24 protein-coding genes, 1 tRNA gene and 1 other RNA gene are annotated in these 22,774 nt (G+C 68.9%); 21 read left to right on the top strand and 5 right to left on the bottom strand.

What is annotated here, in order from left to right; genetic code table 11:
* The first annotated feature begins 51 nt into the window (after positions 1-51).
* Genes KYX17_RS02945 through KYX17_RS02955 form a run of 3 tightly spaced genes read left to right on the top strand, consistent with a single transcriptional unit; the run spans position 52 to position 2,095 of the window.
* Complete coding sequence (locus KYX17_RS02945) at positions 52-861, top strand: thymidylate synthase (protein WP_243225043.1); 810 nt, start codon at positions 52-54, stop codon at positions 859-861.
* Positions 858-1,334, top strand: a complete 477-nt coding sequence (locus KYX17_RS02950) for a dihydrofolate reductase (protein WP_243225044.1) — start codon at positions 858-860, stop codon at positions 1,332-1,334. The genes KYX17_RS02945 and KYX17_RS02950 overlap by 4 nt, the downstream gene beginning before the upstream one ends.
* Positions 1,334-2,095, top strand: a complete 762-nt coding sequence (locus tag KYX17_RS02955; protein WP_243225045.1) for an SDR family oxidoreductase — start codon at positions 1,334-1,336, stop codon at positions 2,093-2,095. The genes KYX17_RS02950 and KYX17_RS02955 overlap by 1 nt, the downstream gene beginning before the upstream one ends.
* Positions 2,096-2,107: 12 nt before the next feature.
* Here the strand turns inward: KYX17_RS02955 and KYX17_RS02960 are convergent, their stop codons facing one another.
* Positions 2,108-2,644, bottom strand: a complete 537-nt coding sequence (locus KYX17_RS02960) for an NUDIX hydrolase (RefSeq protein WP_243225046.1) — start codon at positions 2,642-2,644, stop codon at positions 2,108-2,110.
* Positions 2,645-2,698: 54 nt separating this feature from the next.
* On the opposite strand from KYX17_RS02960, the gene dapA reads away from it, so the two are divergent.
* The 14 genes from dapA (at position 2,699) to dapF (ending at position 16,851) form a co-directional block, all read left to right on the top strand.
* Positions 2,699-3,676, top strand: a complete 978-nt coding sequence (gene dapA / locus KYX17_RS02965; RefSeq protein WP_243225047.1) for a 4-hydroxy-tetrahydrodipicolinate synthase — start codon at positions 2,699-2,701, stop codon at positions 3,674-3,676.
* A 69-nt stretch (positions 3,677-3,745) separates the two neighbouring features.
* Positions 3,746-5,422 carry a ribonuclease J gene (locus KYX17_RS02970; RefSeq protein WP_243225048.1) on the top strand — a complete coding sequence of 559 codons (1,677 nt, stop codon included), beginning with the start codon at positions 3,746-3,748 and terminating at the stop codon, positions 5,420-5,422.
* A gap of 71 nt (positions 5,423-5,493) precedes the next feature.
* On the top strand, positions 5,494-8,208 hold the full coding sequence (locus KYX17_RS02975) for a DNA translocase FtsK (protein WP_243225049.1): 2,715 nt from the start codon (positions 5,494-5,496) through the stop codon (positions 8,206-8,208).
* Positions 8,208-8,789, top strand: coding sequence for a CDP-diacylglycerol--glycerol-3-phosphate 3-phosphatidyltransferase (gene pgsA, locus KYX17_RS02980; RefSeq protein WP_243225050.1), 582 nt, complete (start codon positions 8,208-8,210; stop codon positions 8,787-8,789). The genes KYX17_RS02975 and pgsA overlap by 1 nt, the downstream gene beginning before the upstream one ends.
* Positions 8,786-9,268 carry a CinA family protein gene (locus KYX17_RS02985; protein WP_243225051.1) on the top strand — a complete coding sequence of 161 codons (483 nt, stop codon included), beginning with the start codon at positions 8,786-8,788 and terminating at the stop codon, positions 9,266-9,268. Before pgsA ends, KYX17_RS02985 begins: the two co-directional genes overlap by 4 nt.
* 162 nt (positions 9,269-9,430) lie before the next feature.
* On the top strand, positions 9,431-9,739 hold the full coding sequence (locus KYX17_RS02990; protein WP_243225052.1) for a helix-turn-helix domain-containing protein: 309 nt from the start codon (positions 9,431-9,433) through the stop codon (positions 9,737-9,739).
* Positions 9,740-9,748: 9 nt separating this feature from the next.
* A complete protein-coding gene (locus KYX17_RS02995; protein ID WP_243225053.1) occupies positions 9,749-9,973 on the top strand; it encodes a DUF3046 domain-containing protein in 225 nt (74 codons plus the stop codon).
* Positions 9,974-10,257: 284 nt separating this feature from the next.
* Complete coding sequence (gene recA, locus KYX17_RS03000; RefSeq protein WP_243225054.1) at positions 10,258-11,307, top strand: recombinase RecA; 1,050 nt, start codon at positions 10,258-10,260, stop codon at positions 11,305-11,307.
* A gap of 401 nt (positions 11,308-11,708) precedes the next feature.
* A complete protein-coding gene (locus KYX17_RS03005; protein WP_243225055.1) occupies positions 11,709-12,248 on the top strand; it encodes a regulatory protein RecX in 540 nt (179 codons plus the stop codon).
* Positions 12,249-12,331: 83 nt separating this feature from the next.
* The gene (miaB, locus tag KYX17_RS03010; protein ID WP_243225056.1) at positions 12,332-13,882 is read left to right on the top strand and encodes a tRNA (N6-isopentenyl adenosine(37)-C2)-methylthiotransferase MiaB; all 1,551 of its coding nucleotides are present in this window, start codon (positions 12,332-12,334) and stop codon (positions 13,880-13,882) included.
* Positions 13,883-14,000: 118 nt separating this feature from the next.
* Positions 14,001-14,909: a tRNA (adenosine(37)-N6)-dimethylallyltransferase MiaA gene (gene miaA / locus KYX17_RS03015; RefSeq protein ID WP_243225057.1), complete on the top strand. Its 909-nt coding sequence runs from the start codon at positions 14,001-14,003 to the stop codon at positions 14,907-14,909.
* A complete protein-coding gene (locus tag KYX17_RS03020; RefSeq protein ID WP_243225058.1) occupies positions 14,906-15,436 on the top strand; it encodes a dihydrofolate reductase family protein in 531 nt (176 codons plus the stop codon). The genes miaA and KYX17_RS03020 overlap by 4 nt, the downstream gene beginning before the upstream one ends.
* A 9-nt stretch (positions 15,437-15,445) precedes the next feature.
* Positions 15,446-15,907 (top strand): NUDIX domain-containing protein, encoded by a 462-nt coding sequence (locus KYX17_RS03025; protein WP_243225059.1) that lies wholly within the window; start codon positions 15,446-15,448, stop codon positions 15,905-15,907.
* Between the two features lie 71 nt (positions 15,908-15,978).
* A complete protein-coding gene (dapF, locus tag KYX17_RS03030) occupies positions 15,979-16,851 on the top strand; it encodes a diaminopimelate epimerase (RefSeq protein ID WP_243225060.1) in 873 nt (290 codons plus the stop codon).
* A gap of 42 nt (positions 16,852-16,893) precedes the next feature.
* Here the strand turns inward: dapF and KYX17_RS03035 are convergent, their stop codons facing one another.
* Entirely contained in the window at positions 16,894-17,535 is a 642-nt protein-coding gene (locus tag KYX17_RS03035; RefSeq protein WP_243225061.1) for a class I SAM-dependent methyltransferase, read from the bottom strand.
* A 71-nt stretch (positions 17,536-17,606) separates the two neighbouring features.
* Between KYX17_RS03035 and hflX the strand changes: the two genes are divergently transcribed.
* Positions 17,607-19,118: a GTPase HflX gene (hflX, locus tag KYX17_RS03040; protein WP_243225062.1), complete on the top strand. Its 1,512-nt coding sequence runs from the start codon at positions 17,607-17,609 to the stop codon at positions 19,116-19,118.
* A 113-nt stretch (positions 19,119-19,231) separates the two neighbouring features.
* Here the strand turns inward: hflX and KYX17_RS03045 are convergent, their stop codons facing one another.
* Positions 19,232-19,897, bottom strand: a complete 666-nt coding sequence (locus KYX17_RS03045) for an SIMPL domain-containing protein (protein ID WP_243225063.1) — start codon at positions 19,895-19,897, stop codon at positions 19,232-19,234.
* Between the two features lie 163 nt (positions 19,898-20,060).
* Here KYX17_RS03045 and ssrA point away from each other — a divergent pair.
* Positions 20,061-20,430: a transfer-messenger RNA gene (gene ssrA / locus KYX17_RS03050) on the top strand.
* A 71-nt stretch (positions 20,431-20,501) separates the two neighbouring features.
* On the opposite strand, the gene KYX17_RS03055 is transcribed toward ssrA, so the two are convergent.
* On the bottom strand, positions 20,502-21,068 hold the full coding sequence (locus KYX17_RS03055) for a hypothetical protein (protein ID WP_243225064.1): 567 nt from the start codon (positions 21,066-21,068) through the stop codon (positions 20,502-20,504).
* 23 nt (positions 21,069-21,091) lie between these two features.
* Positions 21,092-21,892: an inositol monophosphatase family protein gene (locus tag KYX17_RS03060; protein ID WP_243225065.1), complete on the bottom strand. Its 801-nt coding sequence runs from the start codon at positions 21,890-21,892 to the stop codon at positions 21,092-21,094.
* A 140-nt stretch (positions 21,893-22,032) separates the two neighbouring features.
* Here KYX17_RS03060 and KYX17_RS03065 point away from each other — a divergent pair.
* Together KYX17_RS03065 and KYX17_RS03070 are read left to right on the top strand one after the other, a co-directional pair.
* A tRNA-Lys gene (locus KYX17_RS03065) sits at positions 22,033-22,108 on the top strand.
* A 347-nt stretch (positions 22,109-22,455) separates the two neighbouring features.
* On the top strand, positions 22,456-22,770 hold the full coding sequence (locus KYX17_RS03070) for a hypothetical protein (protein ID WP_243225066.1): 315 nt from the start codon (positions 22,456-22,458) through the stop codon (positions 22,768-22,770).
* Positions 22,771-22,774: the final 4 nt, after the last annotated feature.

The following is a 22,774-nucleotide window of genomic DNA, read 5'->3' on the forward strand; positions in this document are numbered from 1 at the left end:
CGAACCATGACGAACGCGCCGGTGTCGCCGAGGGCGGGTATCGTGTGGAGCATGAGCGAAGCCGTCCCGACGCCCTACGAAGACCTCCTGCGCGACGTGCTCGAAATCGGCACGCACAAGGACGATCGCACCGGGACGGGCACGACCAGCGTGTTCGGCCGTCAACTGCGTTTCGACCTGTCGCAGGGGTTCCCGCTCATCACGACCAAGCGCGTGCACTTCAAGTCCATCGCCTACGAGCTGCTGTGGTTCCTGCGCGGCGACTCCAACGTGCGGTGGCTGCAGGACAACGGCGTGACCATCTGGGACGAATGGGCCGATGCAGACGGAGATCTCGGCCCGGTCTACGGCGTGCAGTGGCGTTCCTGGCCGACTCCGGACGGCGGTCACATCGACCAGCTCTCCGACGTGATCGAGCAGATCAGGCAGTCGCCCGACTCGCGCCGGCTGATCGTGTCCGCGTGGAACCCGGCCGACATCCCCGACATGGCACTCGCCCCGTGCCACGCCCTGTTCCAGTTCTACGTGGCCGACGGCAGGCTGTCCTGCCAGCTTTACCAGCGCAGCGCCGATCTGTTCCTCGGCGTCCCGTTCAACATCGCCTCCTACGCGCTGCTCACGCAGATGATCGCCCATCAGGTCGGTCTCGAACCCGGCGACTTCGTCTGGACCGGCGGCGACTGCCACATCTACGACAACCACGTCGATCAGGTCCGAGAGCAGCTCACCCGCGAGCCGTACCCGTATCCGACCCTGCGCTTCGCGCGGACGCCGGAATCGATCTTCGACTACGTCTACGACGACTTCGTCATCGAGGACTATCAGCACCACCCTCCGATCCGAGCGGCGGTGGCGGTATGACCTGGGTGGGGCTCATCTGGGCAGAGGCGCACGGGGGCGTGATCGGCGCCGAGGGCGGCATGCCCTGGCACGTCCCCGAGGACCTCGCGCACTTCAAGGACGTCACCCTCGGCGCCCCGGTCATCATGGGACGCAAGACCTGGGACTCCCTGCCGGACCGGTTCCGCCCCCTGGCCGGGCGCGAGAACATCGTCATCACCCGGCAGCAGGACTGGGCGGCGGAGGGCGCGCGGCGCGCGGCCACCGTGTCCGAGGCGGTCCGCGGGCGCGATGAGGTCTGGGTGATCGGCGGGGCCGAGATCTTCAGCCAGGTCATCGGCGACGCGGATCGGCTCGAGGTCACCGAGATCGATCTTGCGGTGACGGGAGACGCCTACGCGCCCGACAAGGCCGGCTGGCGTCTCGTCCGCGAGGGGGAGTGGCAGACATCCCGCACGGGCACCCGCTACCGCTTCCTGCGATACGAGCGCTGATGCCGACCGCCCTCATCACCGGCGCGAGCGCGGGTCTCGGAGCCGAGTTCGCCCGGCAGCTGGCCGGACGCGGTGCCGACCTCGTCCTCGTCGCGCGCTCCGGAGAAGCACTGGAGGAGCTCGCCGGCGAACTGCGCGTGCGCGATGGCGTCTCCGTCGAGGTGATCGTGGCGGACCTGCTGGACGACGCCGACCTGGAGCGGGTCACGGCCCGTGTCATGGATGCGTCCGCGCCGATCGACCTGCTCGTGAACAACGCTGGTTTCGGGCTGCCCCTGGGCTTCGCCGACAATGACATCGACGACGAGGTGCGGCACCTGCGTCTGCACGTCGAGGTGGCGATGCGGCTCATGCACGCGGCGCTCGGCGTGATGCGCGGCCGTGGCGGGCGCATCATCAACGTCGCGTCGGTCGCGGGCTTCATCTCGCGGTCGACGTACTCGGCGTGCAAGTCCTGGCTGATCGGCTTCAGCCGCTGGGCGAACGCCGAGTACGCCGCGGACGGCGTCTCCGTCACCGCGCTCTGCCCGGGTTTCACGCACACGACCTTCCACCAGCGCATGGGGCTTCCGCCCGGGCAGGAGGGCATCCCGTCCCTGATGTGGCTCGACGCCGACGTCGTCGTGCGGGAGGGACTGCGGGATGCCGCGCGCGGACGAGCCGTGTCGATCCCGTCCCTGCGCTACAAGGCGATCGTCGCGCTGACGAAGCTGCTGCCGGCTTCGCTCACCTCCCGCGTCGCGCGCCGAGGGCGGGTCTGAGAGCGCGCGGACTCACTGGAAGCGACCGAGACGGATGGCGGCATAGGCGATGGCCGCAACCGTCTCGCCGTCCGTGATCCGGCCGTCGGCGATCATGCGCAGGACCTCGTCGAACCGGACCCATGACACGTCGTCGATGCCCTCCTCGGCGCGGGCGTCCGCTGCGTCGGCGACGCTGAGCCCGCGCGCGAGGAACACGTGCTCCGGAGCGACCGTGACGCCGTTGAGCGCGTTCATGGTGCCGAGGGGCGTCCACTCCTCTGCCTGCAGGCCCGTCTCCTCGCGCAATTCGCGTCGCGCCGCCGTGAGCGGGTCCTCGCCGTCGGTGCCTCCCGCAGGGACCTCGACCGAGCGTCCGGTGGTGTACCGTTCGAGCGTCACCAGGCACACCCGCTCCTCGTCGTCGACGGCGACGACGAACACGGCGGGATGGCGCATGGTGACGACGCCGTAGATGCCAGGGCCACCCGGCCCGACGACGGCGTCCTCGCGGACGGAGATCCACGGATTCTCGTACACGATGCGGGAATCCGCGGTCTGCCAGGCCATGCGGGCGAGTGTAGCCCCGCACGGGCGCGGGCGCCGAACCGATACGCTGGGACCATGACGCACTCGGGCAACCCCTTCGGACAGGTTCTCGTCGCGCTCGTCACTCCGATGACGGCCGACGGCGAAGTCGACTGGCCCGCCGTCGAGAAGCACATCGACGACGTCATCACCGCGGGTGCGGACGGTGTCGTCGTGACGGGCACGACGGGCGAGACCTCGACCCTGACGGATGCCGAGAAGCTCAAGCTCGTCGAGGTCGGCAAGTCCGTCTCCGGCGGACGCGCCAAGATCATCACCGGCGGCGGCTCCAACGAGACCGCCCACGCGATCGAGCTCTACAAGGCCAGCGAGAAGGCCGGCGCCGACGGCATCATGATCGTCACGCCGTACTACAACAAGCCGACGCAGGCCGGTATCCTGACGCATTTCCGCCTCGTGGCGGACGCGACCGACCTCCCCGTGATCCTGTACGACATCCCGGGGCGGACCGGCGTGCCGATCCGGTACGAGACGATCCTGCGGCTGGCGAAGCATCCGAACATCCTCGCGGTGAAGGACGCCAAGGGCGACTTCAGCGAGGTGAGCCGCGTGCTGAACCAGACCGACCTGATGTACTTCTCCGGCGACGACGCGAACGTGCTGCCGCACCTCGCCATCGGCGCCGCCGGCCTCATCGGCGTCACCGCGAACATCACGGCGACGCCGTACCGCACCATCGTGGACGCCGTGAACCGCGGCGACCTCGCCACCGCCACGGCCGAGCACAAGCGTCTGGAACCGCTCGTGCGCGCCGTCATGACGCATGTGCCGGGCACGGTGTCGGCCAAGTACATCCTGCACGGCCTGGGGCGGATCTCGAGCCCCCGCGTCCGGCTGCCCCTGGTGGGACCGGAGGAGTGGGAGGCCGCCCTCATCGAGGACGAGCTCGCCCTCGTGAGGGATGTCCCCGGTGCCGATTTCTCGAACTTCCGCCCCGACCGCAACGCGGCCGCCGGCGGTGCGCTGCCGAAGGTGCACGGCACGACGCGCTGAGACGACACGGGCGCGGAGCGCGCCTGACGCACGACCCGGGCGCGCGACGCGCCCGACTGAGGAGACAGCATGTCCATCCCGATCGCTGAAGCGGCACCTCTCGAGGAAGGGACCCTGCGCGTCACACCGCTCGGCGGTCTCGGCGAGGTCGGCCGCAACATGACCATCTTCGAGTACGAGGGCAAGATCCTCATCGTGGACTGCGGCGTGCTCTTCCCTGAGGAGCACCAGCCGGGCGTCGACCTGATCCTGCCGGACTTCGAGCCCATCCGCGACCGGCTCGACGACATCGTGGGCGTCGTGCTCACACACGGTCACGAGGACCACATCGGCGCGGTGCCGTATCTGCTGCGCCTGAAGAACGACATCCCGCTGATCGGTTCCGGTCTCACGCTCGCGCTCGTCGAGGCGAAGCTCAAGGAGCACCGGATCAAGGCCTTCACGCTCACCGTGCAGGAGGGTCAGCAGGAGAAGGTGGGACCGTTCGATCTCGAGTTCGTCGCCGTCAACCACTCGATCCCGGACGCCCTGGCCGTCGCGATCCGCACGCCCGCCGGTCTCGTCCTGGCCACGGGCGACTTCAAGATGGACCAGCTGCCCCTGGACGGTCGCATCACCGACCTCCGCGCCTTCTCCCGGCTGGGGGAGGAGGGGGTCGATCTGTTCCTCGTCGACTCGACCAACGCGGACGTCCCCGGGTTCACCCCGACCGAGCGCTCGATCGGGCCCGTCCTCGATCAGGTCATCGGCAAGGCGCCGCGGCGTGTCATCGTCGCGAGCTTCTCCAGTCACGTGCACCGCGTCCAGCAGGTCATCGACGCGGCCTCCGCGCATGGCCGTCGGGTGGCGTTCCTCGGCCGCAGCATGGTGCGCAACATGACGATCGCCGAGCAGCTCGGGTACCTGCAGGTCCCGGAGAACGTGCTCATCGACTACAAGAAGGCCCGTGATCTGCCCGACGACCAGATCGTCTACATGTCGACCGGATCCCAGGGCGAGCCCATGGCCGTGCTCAGCCGCATGGCGAACCTCGACCACGCCATCGAGCCGGGCGACGGCGACACGGTCATCCTGGCGTCCAGCCTCATCCCCGGGAACGAGAACGCGGTCTACCGCGTGATCGACGGTTTGACCAAGCTCGGTGCCAACGTCGTGCACAAGGCGAACGCGCGCGTGCACGTGTCCGGTCATGCCGCAGCCGGCGAGCTGCTGTACTGCTACAACATCCTCAAGCCGAAGAACGTCCTGCCGGTGCACGGCGAGTACCGCCACCTCATCGCGAACGCGAAGCTGGCGCAGGACACCGGGATTCCCGAGGACAACACGATCATCGCCTCGAACGGCACGATCATCGATCTGAAGGACGGCGCGGCCCGCGTCGCCGGTCAGCTCGATCTCGGCTTCGTCTACGTGGACGGATCGACGGTCGGCGAGATCACCGATGCCGATCTGAAGGATCGCCGCATCCTCGGCGAGGAGGGCTTCGTGTCCGTGATCGTCGTCGTGGATGCCGCGACCGGCCGGATCATCACCGGACCCGAGATCCACGCCCGGGGCATCGCCGAGGACGACGCCGTGTTCGAGGACGTCGTCCCGAAGATCGTGGCCGCGCTGAAGGAGGCCTCCGGCAACGGGGTGCGCGACACCCACGCGCTGTCGCAGGTCGTGCGCCGCACGATCGGCCGCTGGGTCAACCAGAAGCTGCGCCGCCGCCCGATGATCGTGCCGCTCGTGATCGAGGCGTGACACGCCCGCGATCGGCCTGAAAGCCGCGTCACTGCGGGCGGATGTCGGCCACCGGCCGTACCGTTGAGGACATGGCCAGGAGCACCACGAAGTCCGAACGCGCGTCCGAGAGCGCTTCGGCGCGCTCGAAGCGGCAGTCGGCGTCGCGGTCGTCCGCGAAGGCCGCGCCCGCACCGAAGAAGTACATCGACGACGCCGACCGGCCGCCGCTGATCGCACGTGCGTGGATCGGGCTGGCGCACGGCGTCGGCGGTCTGTTCCGCGCCTTCGGCCCGGAGACACTCGAGAAGGACGACCGACGGGACGGGTTCCCGCTGTTCCTGCTGCTGCTGGCGTGCCTGGGTGCGGTGAACGAATGGTTCTTCATCGGCAACGAGGTCGCTCAGACCATCAGCGCGTACAGCGTGGGGTTCGCCGTCGGCCGCGAGGCGTTCCTCATGCCCGTGCTGCTCCTGCTGCTGGCCGGGTGGTTGTTCCGGCATCCGTCGTCCGTGCATGACAACGGGCGCATCGGCATCGGCTTCGCCCTGATGGTGCTGTCCATCGCGGGCATCTGCCACGTCGCGGGAGGGCGACCGCACCCCAGCGACGGACCGGCGGCGCTGAGCGCCGCGGGCGGTCTGTTCGGTTGGATGCTGGGCGAGCCGCTGGCCTTCCTGTCGCCGATCGCCGCGTACGTCGTCCTCAGCCTGCTCATCGCCCTGAGCATCCTGATCCTCACCAAGACCCCGCCGAACCGCATCGGACAGCGCCTGGGCGACCTGTACGCCTGGATGTTCGATGCCGAGAGGCCCGAGAAGCCGACCAAGGAGCTTCCGGTCGTGGATGAGGCCGACAAGTCCGACGACCCGGACGTGCTTCCCTGGTGGCGTCGCAACAAGACCGGGCGCGAGGAGGATCCGGACTCCGGCGTCGGCTCGCAGGATCTCACCGAGCTCCTGCCGGCTCAGAGCACGCCCGCCTACGATCAGGCCGTCGTCGTGGCCGACCCGCAGGATGCCGCGACCGAGGTCCTCACGGACGTCGAGGCGCTGACGGCCATGCTGTCCGAGCAGCAGACCACGGCGCTCAAGGATGACACCGGGGACACCGGAGAGCAGCCCGAGCTGCCCGGCCTGGACGGCTTCGGGACCGAGGGTTCGGGGGAGCGCGGCCCGCAGGCACCCGTGGCCCCGTACCATCTGCCGCCGCAGTCCGTCCTGGCCGAGGGGCCGCCCCCCGTCGTGCGCTCCGAGGCCACCGATCGCGTGATCGAGCAGATCACGAGCGTGCTGACCCAGTTCAAGGTCGACGCCAAGGTCACCGGGTTCTCGCGCGGACCGACGGTGACGCAGTACGAGGTCGAGGTCGGTCACGGCGTCAAGGTCGAGAAGATCACCCAGCTCGCGAACAACATCGCCTACGCGGTCGCCTCCAACGATGTCCGCATCCTCTCGCCGATCCCGGGCAAGAGCGCGATCGGCATCGAGATCCCCAACGCCGACAAGGAGATGGTCGCCCTCGGCGACGTGCTCCGGTCGCCGGCAGCGCAGAAGAGCACCCACCCGATGACGATCGGCGTGGGCAAGGATGTCGGCGGCAACATCGTCGTCGCGAACCTCGCGAAGATGCCGCACCTGCTCGTGGCCGGCTCCACCGGCTCCGGAAAGTCGAGCTTCGTGAACTCGATGATCACGAGCCTGCTCATGCGCGCCAAGCCGGCCGATGTGCGGATGGTCCTCATCGACCCGAAGCGCGTGGAGCTCACCAGCTACGCCGGGGTCCCTCACCTGATCACCCCCATCATCACGAACCCGAAGAAGGCGGCCGAGGCGCTGCAATGGGTCGTGAAGGAGATGGACATGCGGTACGACGACCTCGCGTCGTTCGGGTTTCGTCATATCGACGACTTCAACCGCGCGGTGCGCGCGGGCGAGGTGGAGGTCCCGGTCGGCAGCGAGCGCGTGCTCAAGCCCTACCCCTACCTGCTGGTCGTCGTCGACGAGCTCGCGGATCTGATGATGGTCGCCCCGCGTGACGTGGAGGATTCGATCGTCCGCATCACCCAGCTGGCGCGCGCGTCCGGCATCCACCTCGTGCTGGCCACGCAGCGTCCGAGCGTCGACGTGGTCACGGGTCTCATCAAGGCGAACGTGCCCTCGCGCCTCGCGTTCGCCGTGACGAGCGTCACCGACAGCCGCGTCATCCTGGACGCGCCCGGTGCCGACAAGCTCATCGGTCAGGGCGACGCCCTGTTCTCCCCGATGGGCTCCTCCAAGCCGTTCCGTCTGCAGGGCGCCTGGGTCAACGAGAGCGAGATCGACGCCGTCGTGAAGCACGTCACGGCGCAGGCCAGGCCCGAGTACCGCCCGGATGTCGCGGAGGCCGTGGAGGGCAAGAAGAAGGAGATCGACGAGGACATCGGCGACGACCTCGAGCTGCTGCTCGCGGCGGCCGAGCTCGTGGTGTCCTCCCAGTTCGGATCGACGTCGATGCTGCAGCGCAAGCTGCGGGTCGGCTTCGCCAAGGCCGGGCGGCTCATGGACCTGCTGGAGTCCCGAGAGATCGTGGGCCCCTCCGAGGGCTCGAAGGCGCGCGACGTGCTCGTCACGGCCGAGCAGCTGCCCGCCGTGCTCGCGCGGCTGCGCGGCGATGACCCGCCCACCCCGGCCACGGCGCCGGCGGCGGCAGCGGCCCCGGCGGACGAGGCGTTCGACCCGGTCGAGGAGCAGTTCCGCGGTCTTCCGGTCGTCGAGGCCGAGGGTGACGGCGATGAGGACGCCTGGGGCCTCACGGGGCGCGACTGATGGCCATCCCCCGGCAGCTTCCCAACGCGATCACCGTCGCCCGCATCCCACTGGCGGTCGTGTTCTTCGTCCTCCTGCTGGGCGGGGGGACGTACGGCGCGAGCGATCTCGTCCTGCGCTGGATCGCGGGCGTCCTGTTCGTGCTGGCGATCTCGACGGACTGGGTCGACGGCTACCTGGCACGGCGCTACGACATCGTGAGCGACTTCGGCAAGCTCTGGGACCCGATCGCGGACAAGCTGCTGACCGGAGCCGGGTTCGTGGGTCTCGCCGTTCTCGGGGAATGGCCGTGGTGGATCGTGGTCCTGATCCTGATCCGCGAGTGGGGCATCACCGTGCACCGCTTCATGGTCGCCAGGCAGCACATCGTCGCGGCGGCGTGGCTCGGGAAGGTCAAGACGGCCTTCCAGGGCGTCGCCCTCGGCTGGTGGCTGCTGCCGCTTCACGAGCTCATCGGCATGGACTGGTGGACCGGCATCGGTGTCGTCCTGATGTACGCGACGCTCGTCCTCACGATCGTCAGCGGTGTCGACTACGTCGTGGCGCAGGTGCGCGGCGCTCGGTCGGAGGGCGGCGCGTGACGGTCGCGGCGGAACTCGTGGCGGCGCTGCGCGAGCGCGGGTGGACGCTGGGCGTCGCCGAATCGCTCACGGGGGGAGCGGTCAGCTCGGCGATCGTGGCGGTTCCCGGGGCGTCGTCGGTGCTCAACGGCGCCGTCGTCGCGTACGCCACTCCCGTGAAGCACTCGGTGCTCGGCGTGGACGCCGATCTGCTGGTCGAGCACGGTCCGGTGCATCCGCAGGTCGCTGAGCAGTTGGCGGACGGCGTGCGGGTGGCCGTCGCGGTCGAGGGGCGTCCGGCCGATGTCGGCATCTCGACCACCGGTATCGCGGGCCCTGCTTCGCCCGACGGCCAGCCCGTGGGGACCGTGCATGTCGGCGTGGCGACTCCGGACGGCGTCCAGTCGTTCTCGTTCCGCTTCGGCGGGGATCGCGAGGAGATCCGCCGGCAGTCCGTGGATGCCGTCATCTCCGCGGCGTTGCGGGCGGTGCAGGAATAGCGCGGGCCGCGTCGCGGTTGTCATCCATGTGTTCAACGCTCAGGATGCTGCGCTCACAACCAAACCACAGAGTGAAACGGTAGTTTTTTCCCCAGCCGGTCGGGTTAGACTGGCGATCCGCTCGACGCCGGACTCGGCGACGGGGAACGAGAGGAGGTTCCGATGATTCTTGTACGCCAGGAGATCGGCGATGTGCTGAGGGACTTCCGCCTTCAGAAGGGGCGCACGCTCCGTCAGGTGGCCAGCAAGGCCTCCGTCGCGCTCGGCTACCTCAGCGAGGTGGAGCGCGGTCAGAAGGAGGCCTCGAGCGAGATCCTCGCTTCCGTGGCCGAAGCTCTCGATGTCCCCATCTCGACCATCATGCGCGAGGTCGGCGACCGCATCTCGGTGCTCGAGGGGCTGCAGGTCTTCCCGGACGTCGTGCCGGACGATCTCGTCGCCTCGATCGAGCCCGAGCTCTCGCTGCACTGACGAGCGGCGATGCGACGAAGCGAGTTCCTCCGCGCCGTGGAGGTCGAGTTCGGCGCACGCGCGGCGACGCTGGTGAACGATCTGGTGCTCGGCGCGGTGGGGTCGAGGACGGCAGCCGAGGCGCTCGAGGCCGGTGTCCCTCCGCGGGACATCTGGCTCGCGCTGTGCGCGGAGACGGATGTGCCCGTCGAGCGCCGGCACGGCGTCGGACGCCTGGAGCCGCGCCGGCGCTGACGGCGCGGCTGGTGGTCGGGCGCTCGATCTGACGTGCGCCTTCAACGGCAAGCCGATCGGCGTGTCGTCGAAGATCCGTTCGAGGTGCGGCGTATCGTTCTGCACAAGTGGTCTTCGGCCCCGTCTTGTCCACGGTTTCCGGGTACCTGCGACGCGATGTCGGAGGTCCCGCCTACCGTGGGGGACATGGCCGAGAGCCATACGCCTTGTCGGAGAGTCAGCCCCAGCCGGGGACGGCCGCGACAGCCTACAGGCGGCAGCAGCGCGAGCAGAAGGAGCATGTCATGCCATCACCCGCAGACCGCGAGAAGGCCCTGGAATCGGCCCTCGCCCAGATCGACCGCCAGTTCGGGAAGGGCTCGGTCATGCGACTGGGCAGCGACGAGCGTGCTCCGGTCGAGATCATCCCCACCGGCTCCATCGCCCTCGACGTCGCCCTCGGCGTCGGCGGACTGCCGCGCGGCCGCATCATCGAGATCTACGGACCGGAATCCTCCGGTAAGACCACGCTGACGCTGCATGCGATCGCGAACGTCCAGCGCGCGGGCGGCATCGCCGCATTCGTCGATGCCGAGCACGCCCTCGACCCCGACTACGCCAAGAAGCTCGGCGTCGACATCGACCAGCTCCTCGTCTCCCAGCCGGACACGGGTGAGCAGGCGCTGGAGATCGCCGACATGCTGATCCGCTCCGGCGCGATCGACCTCGTCGTCATCGACTCCGTCGCGGCCCTCGTGCCCCGTGCCGAGATCGAGGGTGAGATGGGTGATTCGCACGTCGGCCTGCAGGCGCGCCTGATGTCCCAGGCGCTGCGGAAGCTCACCGGTGGCCTGAACCAGACCAAGACGACGGCGATCTTCATCAACCAGCTGCGCGAGAAGATCGGTGTGTTCTTCGGTTCTCCCGAGACGACCGCCGGTGGTAAGGCGCTGAAGTTCTACGCGTCGGTCCGTCTGGACATCCGTCGTATCGAGACCCTCAAGGACGGCGCCGAGGCGGTCGGAAACCGCACGCGCGTCAAGGTCGTCAAGAACAAGATGGCTCCGCCGTTCAAGCAGGCCGAGTTCGACATCCTGTACGGCATCGGGATCTCGCGCGAGGGGAGCCTGATCGACTTCGGCGTCGAGCATGGCATCGTGAAGAAGTCCGGCTCCTGGTACACCTACGACGGGGACCAGCTCGGTCAGGGCAAGGAGAACGCGCGCACGTTCCTCATCAACAACCCCGACATCGCGCTCGCGATCGAGACGCAGATCAAGCAGAAGCTCGGCATCGGCGGTGCCGCGGCTGCGCCTGAGGCCGCGGACGAACTCGCGCAGCGCCGTCCGGCGTGATGAACGGTGAGAACGGGGGCGAGGAGCACCTCGCCCCCGTGATCCCGCTCTTCGGAGGGTCCCGCGGGACCGCGGATACCGAGAGCGCATCCGGAGAGAACGGGCCTGGGGCACCTCGGGCGGAGGCTGAGGCGTCTGCGTCCGGCGATGCGGCGTTCCGCGCCGTGTCGCCACGGAACGAATCGTCCGGGACCTGGCGATCCACCTGGGATGACGAGGACGCGGGCCGCGACCCGAGCGATCGCCATCCGGCGCGGGGCCGACGCTCCGCCGCTCATCCGAGCGCCGGTTCCCGCGCCGGCGCTCGTCCGGATCCCTCGGGGAACGGTGCGGGGGAGCGCGCACCCGCGTCGATGACGCGCCTACGCGCCCTGCGACCGCATGAGGAGTCGGGCCGCGGCGTGCCGCCGTCGGAAGGGACCGACGAGGGCGTCCCCGATCCGGCCGAGCTCGCCGCCCAGGCATCCGAGGCGCTGGTGCGCAAGCTGCGTGCGCGATCGATGTCGGTCGCGGAGGCGAGCACCTTCCTGCGGGGACTGCACATCACGCAGGCCCAGGTCGACGAGATCATCGACGAGTTCTGTTCGTTGCGCTACCTCGACGACGCCCTGCTCGCCGGACACCTCGTCACCGCCGGTCACGAACGGAAGGGGCAGGGGCGCGTGGCGCTGGCGCGAGTGCTGGCTCAGCGCGGCATTCCGAGAGACATCGCCGATGCCGCTCTCGAAGAGCTTCCGGACGACGATTTCGAGCGTGCTCTCGAGTTCGCGCGCACGAAACTGCGCGGGATGACCCGCCTGGATGCGGAGACGGCGAAGCGTCGACTGTCCGGTCAGCTCGCCCGGCGCGGCTATTCCGGTTCGGTGGTGTCCGCGGTGGTGCGGACGGCGATGGCGGAGCAGTCGTTCGGCCGGCCGTCCTCGGGCGTCCGATTCGACTGATCCGCCCGTGTACGGTGCGGATCTGCGTCTGCATCGCGGAGCGCACGTCCGCTCTGATCCGTCGAACGTAGAATGTGTTCATCATGACTACTCCGCGCAGCGAGCCGACGATCATCGCGCCCTCCTCCGCCGCCGTCGACGCCGACGGCCGGCAGCGCTCCTACGAAGTGCGCACCTTCGGCTGTCAGATGAACGTGCACGATTCCGAGCGGCTGTCGGGGTCTCTGGAGAGCGCCGGCTACGTGAAGGCGGCTGCCGGCGAAGAAGCCGACGTCGTCATCATCAACACGTGCGCTGTGCGCGACAATGCGGCGGGCAAGCTCTACGGAACCCTCGGGCACCTGAAGAGTCGCAAGGACAAGCACGAGGGCATGCAGATCGCCGTCGGCGGCTGCCTCGCGCAGATGGACAAGGACGCCGTGCTCGACAAGGCGCCCTGGGTCGACGTCGTCTTCGGCACGCACAACATGGGTTCGCTTCCTGGTCTGCTGGAGCGCGCCCGTCACAACGGCGATGCCGAACTGGAGATCCTGGAGTCGCTGGAGGTCTTCCCCTCGACACTGCCCACCAAGCGCGACTCCGCGCACAGCGGCTGGGTCTCGATCTCGGTGGGCTGCAACAACACCTGCACGTTCTGCATCGTGCCGAGCCTGCGCGGCAAAGAGAAGGACCGACGCCCCGGCGACATCCTGAACGAGATCCGCCTGCTCGTGGAGGACGGCGCGATCGAGGTCACCCTGCTCGGGCAGAACGTCAACTCCTACGGCGTCGAGTTCGGCGACCGTCAGGCGTTCGGCAAGCTGCTGCGCGCCGCGGGCGAGATCGAGGGACTCGAGCGCATCCGCTTCACGAGCCCGCACCCGGCGGCGTTCACCGACGATGTGATCGCGGCAATGGCCGAGACACCGTCCGTGATGCCGCAACTGCACATGCCTCTGCAGTCGGGCAGCGACCGCATCCTCAAGGCGATGCGCCGGTCGTACCGGAGCGAGCGCTTCCTCGGCATCCTGGACCGGGTCCGCGAGCGGATCCCGAACGCGGCGATCTCGACCGACATCATCGTCGGATTCCCCGGGGAGACGGACGAGGACTTCGAGGACACGATGCGGGTCGTCGAGCAGGCGCGCTTCGCGAACGCGTTCACGTTCCAGTACTCGATCCGCGAGGGGACGCCGGCCGCGACGATGGAGGACCAGGTCCCCAAGGAGGTCGTGCAGGCCCGCTACGACCGACTGATCGCCCTGCAGGAGCGCATCTCCCTGGAGGAGAACCAGAAGCAGGTCGGCCGCGAGGTCGAGGTGTTGGTGTCGGTCGGAGAAGGCAAGAAGGATGCCGAGACGCATCGTCTCACCGGTCGCGCCGAGGACAACCGGCTCGTGCACTTCGAGGTGACCGAGGGTTCTGAGATCCCGCGTCCGGGCGACGTCGTGACCGTGACCATCACACACGGAGCACCGTTCCATCTGCTCGCGGACGATCCGACCGGGGCGCCGCTGAGGATCCGCCGTACGCGCGGCGGCGACGCGTGGGACCGCGCGCAGGCGGAGTCCTGCGCCGTGCCCGCTCCCGGCGGCTCGACGGGCTCCTCCGGTGCCGTGTCGCTCGGCCTGCCGACGCTGCGCGTCGGGGTGTGAGCACGCTGATCCTCCACCGAGACCCCGTCTTGTTCACGAGACCCCGTCCTGTTCACGCGGATACGACGGGGTTTCGTGAACACGGAGAGGTCTCGCCGCGTGAGGGAAGGATGCTCGCGTGACCGCGCGTCTCTGGGCGATCGTCGGAGCGACCGGCACGGGCAAGAGCGATCTCGCGCTCCGACTGGCGGGCGCACTGCGGGAACGCGGCAACCCCGCCGAGATCGTCAACGCGGACGCCATGCAGCTGTACCGCGGCATGGACATCGGCACGGCCAAGCTGCCGGTCGACGAGCGCCGCGGCATCCCGCACCACCTGTTCGACGTGCGCGAGGTAACGCAGGAGGCGGCCGTGGCGTGGTACCAGCCGCTGGCGCGCAGCATGATCGAGGAGATCTTCGCCCGCGGTGGGGACGCGATCCTCGTCGGGGGCTCGGGTCTGTACGTCTCGAGTGCGATCTTCGACTTCCGTTTCCCACCCCGGGATGCAGCGGTGCGCGAACGCCTGGAACGGGAGCTGGAAGAGCACGGCGCCGGCGCGCTCTTCGCCCGGCTCACGGCTCTTGATGCCGCGACCGCCGCCCGAGTGGATCCGAAGAACGGCCGCCGGATCGTGCGGGCGCTCGAAGTGCTGGAGCAGGGGGCGGCGACGCACGGGGCCGCCCTGCCCGCATCGCCGCTGCTGTGGATGCCGGACACGCGCATCCTCGGCGTGCACGTCGAGCGCTCTGAACTCGTGCAACGTTTGGACCGCCGTGTCGAGCGGATGTGGGAGCAGGGGATGCTCGACGAGGTCGTCGCGCTTCGGGAGCAGGGACTCGAGGACGGCGTGACGGCACGCAGGGCGATCGGATACGCCCAGGCGCTCGCGCAGCTCGCGGGGGACATGTCGCAGGGCGAGGCGATCGCCGAGACGCAGGCGCTCACGCGACGATACGCGCGGCGCCAGGTGTCGTGGTTCAAGAGGTACCCCGGCATCGACTGGGTCTCGCCGGTGTCGGACGTCGATGCCATCCTGGGGTCATGACCACCCATTACTACACGGCCACGAGCCTGGACGGCTTCATCGCGACACCGGATCACTCCCTCGACTGGCTTCTCAAACAGGACATCGACGAGAACGGGCCCATGTCGTACGGCGGGTTCATCTCCGGCATCGGGGCGCTGGCGATGGGCGCGTCGACGTTCGAGTGGGTCATGCGTCATGAGAACGGCGCGTGGGGGTACGAACAGCCCACCTGGGTGTTCACGCATCGCGATCTGCCGGTTCCGGATGCCGGCGACGTGCGCCTCACCCACGCGGACGTCCGCGACGTGCACGTGCAGATGACGGAGGCCGCGGCCGGCAAGGACCTCTGGATCGTCGGCGGCGGAGACCTCGCGGGGCAGTTCGCGGACGCAGGCCTGCTCGACGAGGTCTGGGTGCAGTACGCACCCGTGACCCTCGGTGCCGGTGCACCGGTGCTGCCCCGTGCGCTTGATCTGGAGCTCCTCGACGTGGCGCGCAATCGGAACTTCCTGTGCGGGCGCTATCGGGTCGTTCGGCCCCAATAGGCTGGCGGGATGGCACACGCATTCGCGCTCATCCCCGCGTCATACGTGTTCCTCCGCCGTGGCGACGAGGTTCTGCTCCAGCTTCGCCGGAACACCGGCTACATGGACGGACACTGGGTGGCGGGAGCCGCGGGCCACGTCGAGCCCGGGGAGACGGCGAGGCAGGCGGCGGTGCGTGAAGCAGCCGAGGAGCTCGGCGTGGTCCTGCGGCCGCAGGATCTCGAGCTCGCGACGGTCATGCACCGCACGGACGGCACCGATCATCCGCGTGAGCAGCGCGTCGAGTGGTTCTGGACGGCGATCGCCTGGGACCGCGAGCCGGTGGTCCAGGAGCCGCACAAGGCCGTCGAGGTGCGCTGGTGGTCGCTGGACGCTCTTCCCGATCCCGTTCCCGACTACGAGCTGTCGGTGCTGCACGGGTTGCGAGACGGAGGGCTGCCGGTGGAGTCGACGTTCGGTTTCGTGTCGTGACGGAGGTGTGTCGTCGCCGATGGGGTAGCGGCAGATCGCCGGTTCGCGAGCACCATCAATAGACTTGCTGCATGGTCGCATTCACCAAGGGGCACGGCACGGGCAACGACTTCGTCATCATCGCCGATCCCGACGGCGAGCTCGAGCTGAGCCCCGATCAGGTCGCCGCGATCTGCGATCGCCATTTCGGCATCGGCGCCGACGGGGTGCTGCGGGTGGTCCGCTCGAACGCCATCGCAGACGGCGTCGCGTCGCTGGCGGAGGAGCCCGCGGCCGAGTGGTTCATGGACTATCGCAACGCGGACGGGTCGATCGCCGAGATGTGCGGCAACGGCATCCGCGTCTTCGCCCACTTCCTCGTACGCGCGGGGCTGGCGACGATCGAGGCGGGATCGACGCTGCCGATCGGGACACGGGCCGGCGTGCGCGACGTGACACGGAGCGAGACCGGCTACCAGGTCGATCTCGGACGCTGGAAGCTCTCCGGCAGCGATCCGCTCGCCCGCGTGCGCGGACTCGACGTCGCTCGTCCGGGGCTCGGCATCGACGTCGGCAACCCGCATGTGGTGGTCGCGCTCGCCTCGGAGCAGGAGCTGTCGTCCCTCGAGCTCGAGTACGCGCCGATTCTCGACCCGCACCCGCCCACAGGCGCGAACATCGAGTTCGTCGTCCCGGGGGAGCCGCTGGTGCGCGACGGCATAGGGCACGTGTCGATGCGCGTCTTCGAGCGCGGTGTCGGAGAGACGCTGAGCTGCGGCACCGGTGTCGCAGCTACCGCCCTCGCGGTGCGCTACTGGGCCGGCGACCGTGCTCCGGACAACTGGCGCGTCGAGGTGCCGGGCGGCACGCTCGGCGTCCGGATGTTCCCGGCCGAGGACGGCGAGCATGTCGCCCTCTCCGGTCCGGCGCAGCTCGTGTTCCGCGGTGAGATCGACCTGGCCTGAACGGCGATCCGCGTCAGGGGCGTCTGCGCAGTCGAGAGCGACTCAGCCGAGCGCGATCGGCTCCGTCGGGGGAGTACCGTGCCGACGCACCTTGAGCACTCGGTATCCCTTGCCCGTCGCGGCGCGGAAGACGCTGTAGCCGGGCTGGAAGGTCGCCGCGATCCAACGCTGCAGCGAGTCCGCCCCGAGATTGCGCTGCACGACCAGCCAGGCGTCGCTGCGCTCATCGAGACGGGGGATCCAGTGCTCGAGCATGTCGTGCAGGATGTCCTTGCCGACCCGGATCGGCGGATTGGACCGGATGGTGCGGAAGCTCACCTCAGCGGGAACATCCTCCGGGCGCACGGCGTTGATGTTGTCGAGACCCAGGGACTCGGCATTGCGCCGGACGAGATCCAGCGCCCGCTCATTCACATCGACGGCCCAGATCGTCGCATGCGGAGCGAGCATCGCCATGGTCAGGCTGATCGGCCCCCATCCGGCTCCGAGATCGAGATGGTTGCCGCCGGGCGGCACGGGAGGCATGTTGGCGAAGAGGACTGCAGTGCCGGCATCCAGCCGATCGGGGCTGAAGACACCCCCAGCGGTCGTCACCGTGACCGGCCGACCGGCCAGCGTCACATCGATCGTGCGCAGGTTCTCGGGGCTTGCCGGGGCCGCAGTGAAGTAGTGGTCGGACCCCATAGAGGCGAGCGTACCGGACAGCGGGGGTTAAGGTTAAGGCGCTCCACGTGAGAGACAGAGAACAGGGACGGATGACGGAAACCACGAACGACAAGCGCACCGACGAGACGCTGGACCGCGTCCTGGCGAACGCCGAGCAGCGCACGGAAGCGCATGTCTTCGGTGCCGCGCAGGCGATCCAGGATGCCGCGACGGCGACGCACACCGACGCCGACGGCGCCCAATGGGACCTCGAGGACCGGCATGCCCTGCGACGGGTCGTCGGCCTGTCGACGGAGCTCGAGGACGTCACCGAGGTCGAGTACCGCCAACTGCGTCTGGAGAACGTGGTGCTCGTCGGCGTCTACCCGCAGGGGGCGCAGGACGACGCGGAGAACTCGCTGCGCGAGCTCGCTGCGCTCGCGGAGACCGCCGGCGCCGTCGTGCTCGACGGCCTGCTCCAGCGCCGTCCGCATCCGGATCCCGCCACGTATCTCGGACGCGGCAAGGCGCAGGAGCTGAAGGACATCGTCGCCGCTGTCGGCGCCGACACGGTGATCGCCGACACCGAGCTCGCGCCCAGCCAACGCCGTGCGCTGGAGGACGTCGTCAAGGTCAAGGTGATCGATCGCACCACGGTGATCCTCGACATCTTCAGCCAGCACGCCAAGAGTCGCGAGGGCAAGGCGCAGGTCGAGCTCGCCCAGCTGGAGTACCTGCTTCCCCGCCTGCGCGGTTGGGGTGACTCCATGAGCCGCCAAGCCGGTGGACAGGTCGGCGCGGGTGGCGCGGGCATGGGCTCGCGCGGACCCGGTGAGACGAAGATCGAGCTCGATCGTCGCCGCATCCGTACGAAGATGGCGCAACTGCGACGGCAGATCCGCGACTTCGCGCCCGCACGCGAGGCCAAGCGCGCCGAGCGCAAGCGCAACACGATCCCCTCGGTGGCGATCGCCGGGTACACGAATGCCGGCAAGTCCAGCCTGCTCAACGCCCTGACCAGCGCCGGTGTGCTCGTCGAGAACGCGCTGTTCGCCACCCTGGACGCGACCGTGCGCCGCACCGAAACGGCGGACGGACGCGTGTTCACGCTCACCGACACGGTCGGGTTCGTGCGCAACCTGCCGCATCAGCTCGTCGAGGCGTTCCGGTCCACGCTGGAGGAGGTCGGGGACGCGGACGTCGTGCTGCACGTCGTCGACGGATCGCATCCCGACCCGGCCGGGCAGCTGCAGACCGTCCGCGACGTCCTGGGCGACGTGGGCGTGCGCGACCTGCCGGAGATCGTCGTCTTCAACAAGGCCGATCTGATCGACGAGGACGAGCGGCTCGTGCTGCGGGGCCTCGAGCCGGGCGCGCACTTCGTCTCCTCGCGATCGGGCGAGGGCATCCCGGAGCTGCGGCAGGCCGTCGAGGAGGCGCTGCCGAAGCCCGCGGTCGAGATCCATGCGCTCGTGCCGTACGACCGGGGCGACCTGGTTGCGGCGATCCACGAGACCGGCATGCTGCTGTCCGCGGAGCACACCGAGCACGGCACGGCGGTGCACGCCCGGGTGTCCGAGCGTCTCGCGGCCGACCTCGCGCCGTTCGCGACGGTCGCCTGACCCCGCCGTCCCGAGATCCGGAGCAACGCCCGGGATCCGGACGGATGGCGTTCACGCATCCGGATCTCGGGAGGATCTCCGGATCCGAGCGGCATTGCCGCCCGCGCGACGCGTCAACGCGCCGTGAAGCGCGCCTCGACGGTGGCTGAGACCACGATCTCCTCCGGCTCGTACTCCATCGCCGGGGCGGAGTCGGCTGCGGCGAACGCCGCCTCGCGCGCCTTGAAGGCCGGAGCCGCCGGTCCGGGCTGCCCGGGGGAGATGAGTCCGACGTCGGCGATCTCGCGTGGTCTGATGTCGGCGAGTCCCAGCGCTCCGGCGTACGCCTCGGCGCGGGTGACGGCGACGCCGACGGCGGCGGTCGCGACGTTGCGTTCGATGCGGGCCCGGGTCTGCTCGGTGAGATGCCAGTTCACCCAGCCGATCTCCACGCCGTCCCACGCGGAGACATCGGAGACCCACAGCGACAACTCGGACGCCTCGCCGAACGTGGCCGTGAAATCCACCGTCGCGTAGTACACCGGGGCGAGACGCTTGCCCTCGCTGTTCCAGGGACGTTCGGCCCGCACCGCTAGGCGCTTGCTCGTCCACTCCAGGACCGTTCCGGCATCCTCTCGTTCGGCGAGTCCGGTGCGCACGGGCTCTGCCAGGGCGAGCGCGCGCTCGACCACGGCGGCGCGATCGGGTCCGTCGGTGCGGACGGATGCGTGGATCGTGGCGCGCTCGGGCGCGATCCGCGCCTCGCTCTCGCCGCGGACGGTGATCGTGACCTCGCTCATGAGCTGACTCTACGCGAGCGATGGGCGTAGAGTCCGGAAACATCGCAGCTCCAGCGGAATGGCGGATGGCGCCGAGACGTTGTAAGCTGTAACGCTCGGGTGCTTCGGCATCCGGCCTGGCAATTCCACAGAGTGACAGCGGTCCCTTCGCAAGAAGGAACACGGGGCTGATCGGTTTCGACAGCGCCTGTGAATCCACGAGAAGCGGGCCGAGGATGCAGGGTTATCTCGTGAACGCTCCCTGCAAAACAATAAGTGCCGATGCAAAGCGCACTGACTTCGCCCTCGCTGCCTAAGCGAGCCCGATAGTCCGTCAGACCGTATGTGATTCCGATACGGATCCTGGCGTCATCTAGGAATCTCGCTGTGTGACGGCGTCTGGACGTCACATGGGACTCTTCCCAGACTGGGCCTGTCGACTTGGGTGTCTGTGACAAAGGTCGGGGCCGAGCAGAACGTCTGCACAGACTGCGCCCGGAGAAGGCGTGGAGACTCAGCGTTGGACGGGGGTTCGATTCCCCCCAGCTCCACCGAACCGCTGTCACGGAAGAAGCCCCGCCTTCCCTGCGACGTCAGGGAAGGCGGGGCTTCTTCGTGCCTGTGATCAGGTCCAGGTGATCAGCAGCAGGCTCTGCTTGGTGTCGGCGAACCGCACCCAGCCGTCGCCGAAGAGGTAGGTCATGCCGTAGCCGTTCTCATCGGTCTGGAAGGCGGACTCGGCGGGCTCGGTGAAGTACACCGCGCCGTCCTCGTTCTCCCGGACCCATCCCTGGGACAGCAGGGCGCTCTGCGCCGCCGCGGCCTGGTCCGTCGTCAGCTCGCCCCACGCGAAGAACTGCCCGTGATCGGATGCCTCTTCCCAGTTCGCCCAGGAGCAGTAGATGCCGTCCTCGACGACCAGTTCGCCGATGCGGAACTCGGATTCCTTCGCCGACCACCCGAGGTCCGCGAGACTGCTGACGTACCCGGGCGTGATGATCGTCTCGCAGGTGGGCTCGGCCTCCGGTTCCGGCGTCGTCGTCGGCTCGTCCACCACGGGCACTTCGGTCTCCACGGGGGCGGGCGGCGCCGCGGTCTCCGTCTCGACGGGTTCCGGTGTCTGGGCGCACGAAACGAGCGTCAGGGCGAGCGCGAGTGCGGCGGCTGCGGCGAGGGGGATGCGGGGGATCATCTCGGGCCTTGTCGGGTTCGGCGTCAGTCGGAGGAATGCAGGAGGTCGAGGAATGCGTCGTGCAGCACTCCATTGGTGGCGAGCGTCGACAGAGCCGAGAGCGTCTCGATCCCGTCGAAGGAGGTCATGCGCCCGCCCGCCTCGCGGACGATCGGGACGGCAGCGGCGATGTCGTACTCCTTGACACCGAACTCGGCGACCATGTCGATGCGCCCCTCGGCCAGCAGCATGTACGAATAGATGTCGCCGTAGGCGCGGTCGCGCCACACGCGCGCCGCGAGCGCGACGAGGGCATCGAGCTTCCCGGCATCCGCCCACTGCGCGATGCTCTGGAAGCTGACGCTGGCGTCGTCGAGGTCGGCGACGGCGGACACAGCGAGCCGACGCGGAGCCTCGGCGGTCCCGGTCCAGGCTCCGAGTCCGGTCGCGGCCCACCAGCGGCGGCCCAGGGCAGGCATGCTCACGACGCCCACCTGAGGGACGCCGTCGACCGCGAGGGCGATCATCGTCCCCCACAGCGGCACGCCGCGCAGGAAGTTCGCGGTGCCGTCGATCGGGTCGATGATCCACTGGCGGTGCGTGTCTCCCTCGGTGCCGTATTCCTCGCCGAGGATGCCGTCGGCCGGCCGCTCCTCGGCCAGGATCTCGCGGATCGCGCGTTCGGTGGCCAGGTCGGCATCGGTCACGTGCGATCGGTCCGCCTTGCGGGAGATCTCGAGGTCGGCGGCATCGAACCGGGGCAGCGACTGCGCGTCGGCTGCTTCGGCGAGGCGGAGGGCGAGGTCGAGGTCACCCCGGAAGTCGGCAGCGGGGGAGTCGGTCACCCGTCCAGGATAGCCGCCGGAGCGGGGCGGCCCCGGGCGCGGAGGCCGTCTTCACAGGCGCTCCCCGGCGGAGCCGCCCCGATTTCGTTTGCGGGCCACAAGCTGGTAACGTAATTCCTCGGCCGGGAAGCCCCGGTCATGCGCCTCTAGCTCAATCGGCAGAGCAACTGACTCTTAATCAGTGGGTTCAGGGTTCAAGTCCCTGGGGGCGCACCACAACGAATGAGGGCGGGATCCATCCGGATCCCGCCCTCATTCGTCTTCCGCCGCCTCAGACGGTCGGCAGCCCCCTCGTGGCACGGCGCTCGTCCATGGCACGGTAGCCCTCCGCGGCGTCCTCCAGGGGCAGCTACCGCATTCCCGTGGCAAAGAGCAAGGCCCTCGTCGCTTCGAGCGGAGTCGTCGTACCGTGAACGCGGAGCTGCTCAGACGCCCCCGTTCGGGCGGGAGCACATCTGTCTGAACCTCCGCGCGCCGGTGGCTCATCCGTCGCTCTTGACGGGTGGGCTGCCGGTCACCAGGCTCAGCGGTCGGCAGGGAGCGAAATGGTATACCGTCAGCTCATGGGCACTCTTCACTATGGCGCCTCCAGTGACGCCATCCATATCGAGGACCGTGCCTTGGCGCACCTCAAGGTCGTCATCGCCACCAAACTGCGCCGGCAGGAGTCCTTCACCCTCTCGTGGCAGCATCCGGACGGCGATCCCGTCGGGCGGTCCACGATCTGGATCCACCCTTCGATACCGTTGCGCTTCACCTTCGAATCCCCGGATCCGCCAGATCTGAATCCACGCTGGATCGAGGCTCTGATGCACTCAGCGAACTCGACGGGCGGGATATCGCTCGTCGATGAGGTGCTCGACTCGCCGGAGGACTGACACG

The sequence above is a fragment of the Microbacterium sp. CIAB417 genome, assembly GCF_022788845.1.

Coding starts and splice junctions, on each gene's coding strand:
- miaB (WP_243225056.1), top strand. CDS start 12,332: ATGACTACTCCGCGCAGCGAGCCGACGATCATCGCGCCCTCCTCCGCC.
- KYX17_RS03045 (WP_243225063.1), bottom strand. CDS start 19,897: ATGAGCGAGGTCACGATCACCGTCCGCGGCGAGAGCGAGGCGCGGATC.
- KYX17_RS02970 (WP_243225048.1), top strand. CDS start 3,746: ATGTCCATCCCGATCGCTGAAGCGGCACCTCTCGAGGAAGGGACCCTG.
- KYX17_RS03055 (WP_243225064.1), bottom strand. CDS start 21,068: ATGATCCCCCGCATCCCCCTCGCCGCAGCCGCCGCACTCGCGCTCGCC.
- KYX17_RS02975 (WP_243225049.1), top strand. CDS start 5,494: ATGGCCAGGAGCACCACGAAGTCCGAACGCGCGTCCGAGAGCGCTTCG.
- dapF (WP_243225060.1), top strand. CDS start 15,979: ATGGTCGCATTCACCAAGGGGCACGGCACGGGCAACGACTTCGTCATC.
- pgsA (WP_243225050.1), top strand. CDS start 8,208: ATGGCCATCCCCCGGCAGCTTCCCAACGCGATCACCGTCGCCCGCATC.
- KYX17_RS03035 (WP_243225061.1), bottom strand. CDS start 17,535: ATGGGGTCCGACCACTACTTCACTGCGGCCCCGGCAAGCCCCGAGAAC.
- dapA (WP_243225047.1), top strand. CDS start 2,699: ATGACGCACTCGGGCAACCCCTTCGGACAGGTTCTCGTCGCGCTCGTC.
- recA (WP_243225054.1), top strand. CDS start 10,258: ATGCCATCACCCGCAGACCGCGAGAAGGCCCTGGAATCGGCCCTCGCC.
- KYX17_RS02945 (WP_243225043.1), top strand. CDS start 52: ATGAGCGAAGCCGTCCCGACGCCCTACGAAGACCTCCTGCGCGACGTG.
- KYX17_RS02990 (WP_243225052.1), top strand. CDS start 9,431: ATGATTCTTGTACGCCAGGAGATCGGCGATGTGCTGAGGGACTTCCGC.
- KYX17_RS02950 (WP_243225044.1), top strand. CDS start 858: ATGACCTGGGTGGGGCTCATCTGGGCAGAGGCGCACGGGGGCGTGATC.
- KYX17_RS02955 (WP_243225045.1), top strand. CDS start 1,334: ATGCCGACCGCCCTCATCACCGGCGCGAGCGCGGGTCTCGGAGCCGAG.
- KYX17_RS03020 (WP_243225058.1), top strand. CDS start 14,906: ATGACCACCCATTACTACACGGCCACGAGCCTGGACGGCTTCATCGCG.
- hflX (WP_243225062.1), top strand. CDS start 17,607: ATGACGGAAACCACGAACGACAAGCGCACCGACGAGACGCTGGACCGC.
- KYX17_RS02960 (WP_243225046.1), bottom strand. CDS start 2,644: ATGGCCTGGCAGACCGCGGATTCCCGCATCGTGTACGAGAATCCGTGG.
- KYX17_RS02995 (WP_243225053.1), top strand. CDS start 9,749: ATGCGACGAAGCGAGTTCCTCCGCGCCGTGGAGGTCGAGTTCGGCGCA.
- KYX17_RS03025 (WP_243225059.1), top strand. CDS start 15,446: ATGGCACACGCATTCGCGCTCATCCCCGCGTCATACGTGTTCCTCCGC.
- KYX17_RS03070 (WP_243225066.1), top strand. CDS start 22,456: ATGGGCACTCTTCACTATGGCGCCTCCAGTGACGCCATCCATATCGAG.